Origin of the sequence: Achromobacter deleyi (assembly GCF_016127315.1) — a bacterium.
GTDB lineage: Bacteria > Pseudomonadota > Gammaproteobacteria > Burkholderiales > Burkholderiaceae_B > Achromobacter > Achromobacter insuavis_A.
Map to the genome: position 1 here is coordinate 3,949,029 of NZ_CP065997.1, position 13,929 is coordinate 3,962,957.

A 13,929-nucleotide genomic window follows, 5' to 3' on the forward strand; every position below is an offset into this window, starting at 1 on the left:
TGGATCGCGGTTCGCGGTGGCCCGTACGTACCGCGATCATCGCCTTGCGATATCTGGAATCGGGTCGCGCCAGCGTGGCTATATGACGCATGAAATACGACGTAGAGGCCCGTATCAAGGCGCTTTCCGGCAAGTTCACCTGTGTTCTATCCGATGCTCCAGGCAGACGTTCACAAGCGAACGCGATGCGTTTTTTTGCTCGAAGAAATGGGGGTGTACGTACGTGTTTGGAGGCAGTGACGCGTCTGGAATTTTCAAATCATCTGTATAAGAATTCGTCGACGCGAGCATGCGGGCGGCAAGCAACGCACTAGAAAAAAACGTGCTGCCGCCAGGGTCAGAATGTCTTTCATAGGAAGAACAGATCATGACGGGTTTCGTATCGCTTTTGGTTGGAGACGGCAGTGTCCTGGTTCGTTGCGGCGAACTGCTGATGGCTAAGGGACACCGCGTACAGGCAGTGATTTCAACGGATTTGACCGTGCGCGCGTGGGCCGCCAAGGCCGGCATCCCGCAGTACGCCCTGGAAGACGCGGTCAAGCCTGAATCCCGGTTGTCGGCCGACATCCTCTTCAGTATCGGCAACTACGCGGTGATCCCGGACGCGCTGCTCGAGCGCGTGCGGCGCATGAGCATCAACTACCACTATGGCCCGTTGCCGGAATACTCGGGCCTGCACGTACCGGCCTGGGCGGTGTACGACCGCGCCACCGACTACGCCATCACCTGGCATCGCATTGGCGAGATCATCGACGGCGGCGGCATCCTCAAGCGCGTCGCGGTGCCGATCGAATCGACCGATACGGCCCTGTCGCTGGGCCTGAAGTGCGACGAGACCGCCATCCAGAGCTTTGGCGCGCTGGTCGACGACCTGGCCGCCGGCCGTGAAAGCGAGACGCCGCAGGACCTGTCGCGGCGCCGCTATTTCTCGCGCCATTCGCAATTCTCGGCCGAAGGCCTGATCGACTGGCACCAGGACGCGGAACAGATCGCGGCCATGGTGCGCGCCACCGACAACGGGCCGTTCAGCAGCCCGCTGGTGTGGCCCAAGGCGCTGATCGACGGCCGCGTGCTGGCCGTGCGCAAAGTCAGCATCGAGGCGCGCGCCGCGGGCGCGACGCCGGGCGATGTGGTGGCGGCCGACGCCTTCGGCGCCAGCATCGCCACCGGCAACCGCGCGCTGCGCCTGGAGGCGCTGTGCACGCTGGAAGGCGAGGACGTCGCCATCGCCGACCTGGTCAGCGCCGGCAGCCTGCAGGCTGGCGCGCGACTGGCCTCGGTCAGCGAACAGGCCCGCGCCCAGGTCACGGCCGCCGGCACCGCCGCGTCAGGGTCGACGGCCTATTGGCGCGGCCAATGGGCCGCCTGGCAGCCCTATCGCCTGCCGTACGCGCGGCCGGCGGCGGCCGAGACCAATACGGCGCCGATCGTGGGCAAGCTGCCCGCCGCGCCGCAGGGCGCGGGCCGTGAGCAAGCCTTCCTGGAACAGGCCGTGGGAGGCCTGTGCTCCTTCCTGGCGCGCGCTTCGGGCGTGGCGGACATCCACCTGGCCGTGGCGGTGCCGCGCGCCGAGGTGGCAGCGGACTGCCGCGACGTGTTCTGCGCGTGGGCGCCGGTGCTGGCGCGCCTGGACGCGGCGGCGGCGCTGTCGGCCAACTTGGCCTCCGTCGCGGGCGCCCTGGCGCAGGCGCGCCAGCATGGCCTGATCCGGCGCGACCTGATCGGCCGTGACGCCGCGCTCACCGCACGCCACGCGCGCGGTGAACTGACGCCGGACGTGCTGGTGTCCAGCCAGGTGCCGGCGGCCTATGCGGCGGACGAAGACCGGCCGGCGCTGGAATTCGTGCTGCTGGCCGGCAATGAAGCCTTTGAGCTGCATTTCAATCCGCGCAAGATCGCGCGCCGCACCGCGGCCCAGCTGGCCGCGCAGGTGGCCGACTGGTGCCGCCGCCTGCCGGCCTCGGCCGATCGCGCGCTGGGTGACGTCGAGGCGCTGTCGGCGGGAGAGCGGCAATCGCTGCTGGAGCAGTTCAACGCCACCGGCGACGCCGCCACGCTGGGCGCGGTGGTGCATGAACTGTTCGAGCACGCTGCCGCCCAGCACGAGGGCAGGGTGGCGCTGCGCTGTGCCGACCAGGCCATGTCCTATGGCGAGCTGAACGCCGCCGCCAACCGGGTGGCCGGCGTGCTGCGCGCCAAGGGCGTCGGCCGTGGCCAGTTGGTGGGCGTGTGCCTGGACCGTTCCATCGACATGGTGGTGGCGCTGCTGGCCGTGCTGAAGACGGGCGCCGCCTATGTGCCGGTCGACATGGCGTTTCCGGCGGAACGCATCCGCCAGATGCTGGAGGCCGCCCAGCCGGCGCTGCTGATCGCGCCGCCCGCGGCGCGCGACAACAGCCTGAGCGCCTGGGCCGAACGCTGCCTCGACCTGGGCGCGGCCCTGGCTCAGGCCGGCGACGACGGCGCCAACGCGCCGCGCACGGCGCAGCCCGACGACCTGGCCTATGTCATCTTCACGTCGGGATCCACCGGCAAGCCCAAGGGCGTGGAAGTCACGCACGGCGCGCTGGGCAACTTCCTGCTGTCGATGCGCGCCGCGCCGGGCTGCGCGGCCGACGACAGCCTGCTCGCGGTGACCACGATCTCCTTCGATATCGCGGCGCTGGAACTGTTCCTGCCGCTGATCAGCGGCGCCAGCGTGGTGATCGCGCGGCAGCAGGAGAGCCTGGACGGCCAGACGCTGCTGGACCTGATGCGCCGCCACGCCGTCACCATGATGCAGGCCACGCCCACCACCTGGCAGCTGCTGCTGCAATCGGGCTGGCCGCGCGCCGTGTCGCTCAAGCGCCTGCTGTGCGGCGGCGAAGCCCTGCCGCGCGCGCTGGCCGATGAACTGCTGGCGCGCGCCGAGTCGGTGTGGAACATGTACGGCCCGACCGAGACCACCGTCTGGTCCAGCGTCTGGCAGGCGCGGCCGGGCGAGGACATCGTCATCGGCCAGCCCATCGCCAACACCCAGCTGTATGTGCTGGATGCGAACCTGGCGCCGGTGCCGGCCGGCTTTGCCGGCGAGCTGTGCATCGGCGGCGCCGGCGTGGCGCGCGGCTATCACAAGGATGCCGCGCAGACGGCGGCGCAGTTCGGCCCCAATCCGTTCGCGCCCGGCGCCCTGTACCGCACCGGCGACCTGGCCTGCTTCAAGGAGCCGGGCAAGCTGGTGGTGCTGGGCCGCAATGACGGCCAGATCAAGCTGCGCGGTTTCCGCATCGAGCTGGGCGAGGTCGAGGCCGCCGTGGCCAGCCACGACGACATCGGCCGCGCCGTGGTGGTGGGCCGCAACGATCAACTGGTGGCCTACTGCCTGCGCAACAGCGCGCCGGCCAGCGCCGCGCAGGACCGCCGCGCCGAGAGCACCGCGGTGACCGAATGGCGCGATGTCTGGGACCGGGCCTACGAGCCCGGCGCGGCCGACCCGACCTTCAACACCGCCGGCTGGCACAACAGCTACGACGGCCTGCCGTTCGCCGCCGACGAGATGCGCGACTGGCAGCAGCGCACCGTCGACCGCATCCTGTCCACCGGCCCCGAGCGCGTCTTCGAGGTCGGCTCGGGCACCGGCCTGGTGCTGTTCGGCGTCGCGCCCAAGGTCGCCCAGTACCGCGCCATCGACGCCTCCAGCCAGGCGGTCGACCAGATCAACCGCCACCTGGGCGGCCTGCCGCAGGCCTCGTGCGAACACCGCCTGGCCAACGACCTGCCCGAGGTGGCGCCGGGCAGCTTCGACACCGTGGTCATCAACTCGGTGGCGCAGTACTTCCCCAGCGCCGGCTATCTGCTGTCGGTGCTGGACTGGGCCACACAGGCGGTGACCGAGGGCCGCATCTTCGTCGGCGACGTGCGCGACCTGTCGCTGCTGGAGGCGTTCCACGCGGACGTGGCGAATTTCCAGGGCCTGTGCAGCCTGTCGGCCGACGAACTGCGCCGCCGCGCCCAGCGCGGCCTGCGCTCGGAGCGCGAGCTGGCGCTGGCGCCCGAGTTCTTCGCCAACCTGCCGGCGCTGTATCCGCGGATCTCGCGCGTCGAAGTGCTGCTGCGCGACGGCGCCTACGTCAACGAGATGTCGCGCTTCCGCTTCGACGTCATCCTGCACATCGGCGCGCCGGCCGCCGGCCGCGCCAGGCCGCAGGCCATGACGGCGCTCGACTGGCGCCGCGACGGGCTCGACCTGGCGGCGCTGGCGCAGCGCCTGGGCAAGGCCGGCAAGCCGCTGGCCATCGCCAACATCCCCAACGGCCGCCTGGCCGACGTGCACCAGCGCGTGGGCCACGTGCTGGAGGCCAAGGCCACGGCCGAACCGGGCCAGTGGGTCGACCCGCGCGACCTGGCCCAGGCGGCCGAGGCGGCGGGCTGGCGCATGGCGATGCTGCCGAGCCGTTCGCGCGACATCTGGGCGTTCGACGCCGTGTTCTGGCAGGCCGGCGAAACGCCCGAGCTGGGCTGGCACGCGCCGCAGGCGCTCGACCGCGAGGCGCTGGCGCGCTTGGCCAACCAGCCCGCGGCCGGCGCGCCGCCGCGCCCCGCGCTTCAGCGCGTGCTGCGGCCGTGGCTGGAGGCCCGCCTGCCGGGCTACATGATTCCGGACTTCTTCGTCGAACTGGACGAGTTCCCGCTGACGCCGAACGGCAAGATCGACCGCAAGGCGCTGCCCGAACCCACCGAGGTGATGCTGGAGCCGGCGGTGCAGCCCACCAACGAGCTGGAACAGCAGTTGCAGGCGGTCTGGGCCGAGGTGCTGGGGCACGATCGCATCGGCATCAACGACAGCTTCTTCAAGATCGGCGGCAATTCGCTGCGGGTGGTGCGGGTGCAGGCCGAGCTGCAGAAGCTGCTGGGCCGCAACGTGTCGACCTCGACGCTGTACGAGCACTTCACCATCAAGGACCTGGCCGCGCACCTGGCCGGCAACAGGAAGGCCGCGCTCAACACGCCCAAGCGCCGCAACGCGCTGGCCGACGAGCCCATCGCGATCGTCGCGATGGCCTGCCGCCTGCCGGGCAACGTCAACAGTCCCGAGGACCTGTGGAACCTGCTGGAGCGCGGCGGCGACGGCATCGTCGAGGTGCCGCGCGAACGCTGGGACGCGGCCGCCATCTATGACGCCGACCCGGACGCGCGCGGCAAGTCGTACTGCATGCGCGGCGGCTTCGTGACGCCGATCGACCTGTTCGACGCGCCGTTCTTCGGCATTTCGCCGCGCGAGGCGCGGGCGCTCGATCCGGCCCAGCGCATGATGCTCGAAGTCACCTCCGAGGCGATCGAGCAGGCCGGCTATTCGATGGACCAATTGCGCGGCAGCCAGACCGGCGTCTTCATCGGCATCGGCAAGGGCTACCACGAGTACGGCCTGGCGCTGGCCGGCGGCCTGGCCGACCTGGACGGCTATGTCGGCACCGGCTCGGCCGGCAGCACCATGTCCGGCCGGGTCTCGTACGTGCTGGGCCTGGAAGGGCCCAGCATGACGGTGGACACCGCCTGCTCGTCGTCGCTGGTCACCACCCACCTGGCCTGCAACGCCTTGCGCCAGGGCGAGTGCGACCTGGCGGTGGCGGCCGGCGTGACGCTGATGCTGTCGCCCGACCTGCACGTGGAATTCAGCCGCCTGCGCGGCATGTCGCCGGACGGCCGCTGCAAGTCGTTCTCGTCCAGCACCGACGGCACCGGCTGGAGCGAAGGCGCCGCCGTGGTGGTGCTCAAGCGCCTGTCGGACGCGCAGCGCGACGGCGATCCGGTGCTGGCGATCCTGCGTGGCACCGCGGTCAACCACGCCGGCCATAGCGCCAGCCTGACCACGCCCAGCGGTCCCGCGCAGCAGCGCGTGATCCGCCAGGCGCTGGCCATGTCGGGCCTGCAACCGTCGGACATCGATTACCTGGAAGCGCACGGCACCGGCACCAAGCTCGGCGACCCCATCGAGGCCAACGGCCTGGCCGCCGTGTTCGGCGGCAGCCACACGGCCGAGCGGCCGCTGTGGGTCGGCTCGGTCAAGTCCAACCTGGGCCACACCCAGGCGGCGGCCGGCCTGGCCGGCGTCATGAAGGCGGTGCTGGCCATGCACCACGACAAACTGCCCATCACGCTGCACGTGGTCGAGCCGACCCCGGCGGTCGACTGGGCCGCGGCGCAGATGGCGCTGGTGCAGCAGGAGCAGCCATGGCTGGCGGGCGAGCGTCCGCGCCGCGCCGGCGTCAGCTCGTTCGGCATCGGCGGCACCAACGCCCACGTGGTGGTGGAGGAACCGCCCAAGGCCGCCGCGCCGGCCCGCGCCGCCAGGCCGGCGGCGACGCCGGAGTCGCTGCCGTTCGTGCTGTCGGCCTTCACCCTGCCGGCGCTGCGGGCGCAGGCCGACAAGCTGCACCTGCACATGGGCATGAACATCCAGGATCGCTTCCTGGACGTGGCGACCTCGCTGGCCACCACCCGCACGCACTTCCGCAAGCGCCTGGTGGTGTTCGCCAAGGGCAAGTCCGACCTGCTCGACGCGCTGGCGTCATACGGCCGCACCGGCGAGGTGCCGGCGGGCGCGGTCAGCATGGTGGATGAGCGCGACCGCGAATGCCGCGTGGCCCTGCTGTTCACCGGCCAGGGCAGCCAGCTGCCGCGCATGGGCCACGGCCTGTACCAGTCCAACCCGGTGTTCCGCCAGGCGCTGGACGACATCGCGCAGCGCTTCACCACGCTGGAAAAGCCGCTGCTGGAGGTGATGTTCGCCGAGGCCGGCAGCGACGACGCCGCCTTGCTCAACCGCACCGACTTCACCCAGCCAGCCCTGTTCGCGCTGGAGGTGGCGCTGTGGCGGGTGTGGGAAAGCTGGGGCGCGCAGCCCGAGCTGTTGCTGGGCCACAGCATCGGCGAGATCGCCGCCGCCCATGCCGCCGGCGTGTTCGACCTGGACGACGCCTGCCGCCTGGTGGCCGCGCGCGGCCGGCTGATGCAGGCGTTGCCGGCCGGCGGCGGCATGGCCTCGCTGGAAGCCAGCGCCGCCGAGGTCGAGGCCGCGCTGGCATCGCTCGGCCTGGCCGCGCAGGTCTCGCTGGCCGGCCTGAACGCGCCGCAGCAGACGGTGGTGTCCGGCGACCTCGCCAGCATCGAGCAGGTGGTGGCGCACTTCAAGCAGCAACAGCGCAAGGCCAAGCGGCTCGAGGTCTCGCACGCGTTCCACTCGCATCTGCTGGAGCCGATGCTGGGCGCCTTCCGCCAGGTGGCGCAGTCGCTCAACTACGCCACGCCGAAGCTGGCCCTGGTCAGCAGCCTGACCGGCGAACCGGCCCGGCGCGGCGAGATGACCCAACCGGAATACTGGGTGCAGCAGGCGCGCCAGGCGGTGCGCTTCAACGCCGGCATGCGCACGCTCCAGCAGCAGGGCATCAATGCCTTCCTGGAACTGGGTCCGCAGCCGGTGCTGTCCGGGATGGGCGCGGCCTGCCTGGCCGACGATGGCCCGGTGACGTGGGTGACCTCGCTCAATCCGGCCAAGGACGAGACCCAGACCATGCAGAAGGCCCTGGCCGAGCTGCACGTGCTGGGCGCGGCGGTGGACTGGCGCGGCTTCTTCGCCCCGTATGGCGGCGAACGGGTCAAGCTGCCCACCTACGCCTTCCAGCGCGAACGCTACTGGCTCGAGCCCATGCCCACCCGCGCGGTCGGCGCCGGCCTGAACGACGCCAACCACCAGCTGCTGGGCGGCGGCGTGCAGATCGCCGGCACCGACATGACGATGTTCACGACGGTGGTGGCGGCCGACGAACCGGCCTGGGTGCAGGAGCACCAGGTGATGGACGCGGTGCTGATGCCGGGCACGGCGTTCTTCGAAGCGATGCGCGCCGCGGGCCGGCAGGTCAAGGGCCAATGGGACCTGGCCGACGTGATCATCCTGGCGCCGATGGTGCTGGCGCCCGGGGTGTCGCTGCGCATGCAGATCACGGTGGGCGCGGAATCGGGCGGCGCCCGCACGGTGCACGTCTACAGCGCGCCGGAGTCGGACGACGCCGGCGAATGGCAGCTGCACGCCGAAGGCAAGCTGGTGCCGGCCCAGGCCGCGCGCCAGGAGTCGGTCGAACTGCCGCCGCCGGATGGCGATCCGATCGATGTGGCCGCGCTCTACCAGGACCTGCATGAACTGGGCTACGGCTACGGCCCGACGTTCCAGGGCATCAATGCCGCCTGGCACGTGGACGGCGATGTCTGGGCGCGGGTGGCGCTGCCGGAGGCCGCGGTCTCGTCGGCCATCCGCTATGGCCTGCATCCCGCGCTGCTGGATTCGTCGATGCACTCGCTGCTGCTGACCCAGCGCCTGAAGGCGCAGGTGGGCGACGATGTGTTCGTGCCGTTCGAGGCCGAACGCCTGTCGGTCTGGAAGGACGGCCTGGCCGAGGTCTGGGTCAAGGTGGCGGAATTCGAGATGGGCGAGGGCGAATTCTGGGCCTCGCTGGATCTGTACGACACCAGTGGCGAGCATGTCGGCCGGCTGCAGCGCCTGCATGCGCGCCGCATCGACCGCGCGGCGCTGCGGCGCCTGGCGTCGGCCGGCATCGACCGCTTCCTGTTCCGCACCGAGTGGCTGCCGGTCGAGGCGCCCGAGGCCGCGTTCGGCGGCACCTGGGGCTTGCTGGGCGGCGGCGGCACGCCGTGGGCCGACGAGGTGCGCACCCGTCTGATGCAGGCGGGGGCGCAGGTTGTCGACATCGCCCAGCTGAACGAGGCCGAGGCCTGCGATGGCGTGATCCAGTTGTGGGGCGGCGATGGCCAGGTGGTCGAGCCGTCGCACCGCCAGGCCGCCAGCGCGCTGCTGCAGGTGCAGGAACTGGCGCTGGCCGGCTTCGCCAAGCCCGTCATCTGGCTGACGCGCGGCGCGGTCGGCACCAGCAGCGACGATCCGGTGTCCGACCTGGGCGCCAGCCCGTTGTGGGGCCTGCTGCGCACCGCGCGCAACGAGCATCCGGAACTGGCCCTGCGCATCGTCGACCTGGGCGAGACCGCGGCCGACCTGGATACGCTGGCCGCCGCGCTGGCGCTCGAGGGCGAACCCGAGTGCGCACTGCGGGGCGCCAAGGTCCTGGCGCCGCGCCTGAAAAAGGCGCCCGCCAACGCCGGCCTGGTGTTGCCGGCCGAGGGCAACTGGCGCCTGGAGATCGCCACCAAGGGCCGCCTGGACCAGCCGCTGTCGGTGAAGACGCTGGTGGACGAGCCGCTGGCGGCGGGCGAGATCCGCGCCGCGGTCAAGGCCACCGGCGTGAACTTCCTGGACGTGCTGAACGCTCTGGGCATGGTCGAGATCCCGGCGTTAGGCCTGGAATTCGCCGGCGTGGTCACCGAAGTCGGCAGCGCCGTCAAGCACCTGAAGCTGGGCGACCCGGTGCTGGGCCTGGCGCGCGGCGCCTTTGGCTCGGCCATCGTGGTGGACGCGCGGCAGGTGGTGGCCAAGCCCGACAACCTCAGCTTCGAGGAAGCCGCGACCATCCCCATGACCTTCCTGACGGCGTGGTACGGCCTGCACGTGCTGGGCAACATGCAGCCCGGCGAGCGCGTGCTGGTGCATGCCGCGGCCGGCGGCGTGGGCATGGCGGCGGTGCAGCTGGCGCTGCTGCATGGCGCCGAGGTCTACGGCACCGCCAGCGAACCGAAGTGGCCGGCGCTGCGCAAGCTGGGCCTGGCCGATGACCACATCGGCACCTCGCGCAGCCTGGACTTCGCGCAGACCTTCGCCGAAACGGCGCCGGGCCGCGCCTTCGACATCGTGCTGAACTCGCTGGCGCGCGAGTTCATCGATGCCAGCTTCGCCATGCTCAAGCCGGGTGGCCGCTTCCTGGAAATGGGCAAGATCGACCTGCGCGACCAGGCCTGGGTCGAGGCCAACCATCCGGGGGTGACCTACCGCGTCTACAACCTGCCCGAGGCCGGCGTCGAGCGCATCCAGGAAATGCTGGGCGCCATCGCCGCGCTGTTCGCCGAAGGCAAGCTCAAGCCGCTGCCGCTGCGCACCTTCCCGCTGGACAACGCCTCCGACGCGCTGCGCTTCATCGCCCAGGCCCGCCACGTGGGCAAGGTGGTGCTGGTGCCGACGCAACGCCGCGGCATGGTCGATCCGGACGGCGCGGTGCTGGTCACCGGCGGCCTGGGCGGCCTGGGCCGCTACGTGTCGAAGTGGCTGGTGCAGAACCACCAGGTGCGCGAGCTGGTGCTGACCTCGCGCAGCGGCATGCGTTCGCCGGATGCCGAGGCCTTTGTCGCCGAGCTGGCCGAGCTGGGCGCCCGCGCCACCGTGGTGGCGTGCGACGCGGCCGACCCCGACGGGCTGCAACGGGTCATGGGCGAGTTCGGCGAAAGCCGGCCGCTGCGCGGCGTGGTGCACGCGGCGGGGGTGCTGGACGACGGCATGCTCGCCGGCCAGACGCCGGAGCGCTTCGACACCGTGCTCGCGCCCAAGGTCGACGGCGCCTGGCACTTGCACCGCCTGACGCAGGACCTGCCGCTGGACTTCTTCGTGCTGTTCTCGTCGATCTCCGGCGTGACCGGCGCGCCGGGCCAGGGCAACTACGCCGCCGCCAACACCTTCCTGGACGCGTTGGCGCATCACCGCCGCGCCAAGGGCCTGGCGGCGACCTCGGTGGCCTGGGGCGCCTGGGACGGGCAGGGCATGGCCGCGCGCCTGAGCGACGCCGACAAGACGCGTTTCAGCCGCCAGGGCATGGAGGCGCTCGGCCCGACCGAGGCGCTCGACCTGTTCGAGAGCGCCGTGATGAGCGATGCGCCGATGGCCGTGGCCGCGGCGCTCGACCTGGGCCGCCTGCAGCGCACGCTGGAGGACAACAACGGCGGCAGCGCGCCGGCCCTGTACCGCGAACTGTTCAGCCGCGTGGCGGGCGCGCGCGGCGCGGGCGGTGGCGGAGGCGGCGGCGCCGGCCTGCGCAAGCTGCTGGTGGACACCGCGGTCGAGCAGCGCGAGGCCGCGGTGCTCGAAGCGGTGCGCGCCGAAGTGGCCAAGGCGCTGGAGTTCTCCTCGCCGGAGGATGTGGACGTCAGCCTGCCGCTGCAGGATATCGGCATCGACTCGCTCACCGCGGTGCTGCTGCGCAACCAGCTCTCGGACATGACGGGCCTGGCCTTGCCGGCCAAGATCGCCTTCGACCATCCCAACCTGCGGGCGCTGAGCCAGTTCCTGCTGGAGAAGCTGACCGAGGCGGGGCTGGACAGCCAGGAGGCCCCGGCCGAGGCCGGCGCGGCGGCGAAGGAGGCGGCCGGCGGCCGTCGCCTGGACGACCGCGTGGCGCGGCGCGGCTACCTGGAGCCGGAATTGCAGTTCGACAACGTCATGACGATGGAGGCGGAACCGGAAGCGGTGTTCGTCACCGGGTCCACCGGCTTTGTCGGCGCCTTCCTGCTGCACGAACTGCTGCGCGCCAACATCATCGCCTATTGCCTGGTGCGGGCCGACGACGCCGAGAAGGCCATGGCGCGGCAGGTGGAGATCCTGCAGAAATACGATCTCTGGAAGCCGGAATACGCGGCCCTGCTGAACCCGGTGGTCGGCGACCTGACCCAGCCGCTGTTCGGCCTGTCCGAGCACGAGTTCGACCAGCTGGCCGGCCAGGTGGACGCGATCTGCCATTCGGGCGCGCTGGTCGACTGGATGCTGCCGCTGGACAACTACCTGGCGCCCAACGTGGTCGGCACGCACGAGGTGCTGCGGCTGGCCTCGCGCGGCCGCGGCAAGACGGTGCACTTCGTCTCGACCGCCGCGACGCTGCCGCGCCACCAGGGCTACGAGGTGTCCAAGGATGAGCGCGAGTACGGCTACCTCAGCTCCAAGTACATGGCCGAGCAGATGGTGGCGGCGGCGCGCTGGCGCGGGGCGCGGGCCTCGATCTACCGCCTGCCGTTCGTCGGCGCCAGCGCCACCAGCGGCCATTTCCGGCTGGACCGCGGCGACTTCCTGCACAACCTGATCTCGGGTTGCATCGCCATGGGCAGTTTCCCGCTGCTGGGGTCGGACATCGGCGGCGTGCTGCCGGTGGACTACCTGGCCGGGGTGATCGCCCAGGTGATGACGCGCGACCAGGACCGCATCGGCCAGGACTACGACTTCGCCAACCCGCAGGCGCCCGGCTTCAACAGCCTGGTGCAGTACATCCGCGGCGCGGGCGTGCAGGTCGGCAGCGTGCCGTTCGAGCAGTGGAAGGACGACGCCCTGGCGTACGCGCAGGCCAACCCCAAGAGCGCCATCGCGCGCATCGCGGCGGTGCTGGACGGCCTGGGCGTGCAGAGCGACCTGGAGCAGATGTTCGATTGCTTCCCGGTCGGGCGGCAGGTGTTCGGCGGCGAGGTCTATCCGTGCCCGCCGGTCGATGCCAGGCATGTCCAGCCCTATGTGGAGCGGATCGTGGCCGCCATGCCGGCCGCGCAGCAAGCGCAGGAGTTGTCGCCGGTATCCCAGCCGGCTTGAGCAAGTTCGACCCGTCGCCGGGGCAGCGCCATCCAGGCGCTGCCCGCCGGGCGGCGTCCTCAGACCGATTTCCACGACCCGTGGAGGATTTGAATGACTACCCTCGAATTGCAAGAGCAACCACAAACCGCCGCCCCGCAAGAAGCCCAGGGCACCGGCATCTGGCAGAAGACCGGCACCTTCCTGAACGAAGCGGCCGGCGTGCATGCCCGCCACCTGGTGCGCGTGCTGGACCGCTACACCGCGGATCCCGCCGCCGTGGCCTCGCGCCTGCCGCCGAACCGCGCCCTGAACAGCTGCTGCTTCTACCCCGAGCACCAGCCCACCCAGGTCATTCCCATGAACGTGGACGCCGACCTGGCGGGCAAGCTGCGCCGCGAACTGCGGTTGCAGGCCAAGGTGGCGGGCAGCTTCTCGGACACCTCGGTGGGCACCTATTTCCCGCTCTCGACCATGTTCGAGAACAGCGCCCTGTTCATCCCCTCGGCCAAGCGCTTCTACGACCGCAACCAGGACAAGGTGATGGAGCACTTCCCGCAGGCGGCCACCACCGTGGTCAACGCCTTCGTCGTGCCCGCGGGCAAGAAACCCTACGGCACCCATTCGGCCAGCGGCATCGCGCTGCAGATCCCGTCGCTGGTCAAGAAGGGGCTGGGCTTTCCCAAGCACTACAAGAGCTTCCACACCGCCCTGACGCCCACGCCGCTGACGCGCCAGCCGTTCGTCATCTTCGAGGACGCCGAGGTCGAGGCGCCCAACCTCAACTTCGTCTACATGAAGATGCTGGACATGGACCTGGAGCCCGAGGAAAGGGCCGCCATCGACAAGGCCCTGTACCTGTACACCGAAGGGCTGCTGTCCGAGATCGACCTGCCCACGGTGCGCGATTTCCTGATGGCCAAGTACTGGGAAAAGAAATACGCCGACAAGCCGTCCTCGGGCTGGTTCTGCGACTCCAAGGTGGGCCAGGCGCTGTTCTTCGACAACTACCGCGCGCACGCCGACAGCACCTTGCCGCAGGCCACCGAAGACCGCGTCACCATCGACTTCCGCTGCTTCTCCAAGGTGGAGTATCCGGCCGGCATGACCAGCGGCCTGGATTTCATCGTCGATCCCAAGGAACGCGCCTACCAGACCAAGCGCAAGCGCGCCGGCATCGAGTTCCTGCTGACGGCGCTGGGCTACCACGACATCGACGAATTCCTGAAGATGATTTTCGGCTCGCCCTACGGCCACATCAACCCGTTCGAGCTGCTGACCGACCTGCAGTTCGGGGTCTACAACAAGACGCGCCACCATCTGCTCGACCAGAACCTGGACGCGCACTACGAGCGGGTCGAGCGCCTGTACGAGCAGATCGAGCGCGACGGCGAATACGTGCTGCCGGAGCGGGCGCGCCAGTGCCTGGCGGCGATGGCGGGGAGCTGAGC

The 13,929-nt window shown here is 70.5% G+C and carries 2 protein-coding genes; both read left to right on the plus strand.

The window, feature by feature from the left end:
- Positions 1–481: 481 nt before the first annotated feature.
- Complete coding sequence (locus tag I6I07_RS17970; RefSeq protein WP_198483114.1) at positions 482–12,499, plus strand: polyketide synthase; 12,018 nt, start codon at positions 482–484, stop codon at positions 12,497–12,499.
- 93 nt (positions 12,500–12,592) lie between these two features.
- Positions 12,593–13,927 (plus strand): hypothetical protein, encoded by a 1,335-nt coding sequence (locus I6I07_RS17975; RefSeq protein ID WP_198483115.1) that lies wholly within the window; start codon positions 12,593–12,595, stop codon positions 13,925–13,927.
- Positions 13,928–13,929 lie beyond the last annotated feature (2 nt).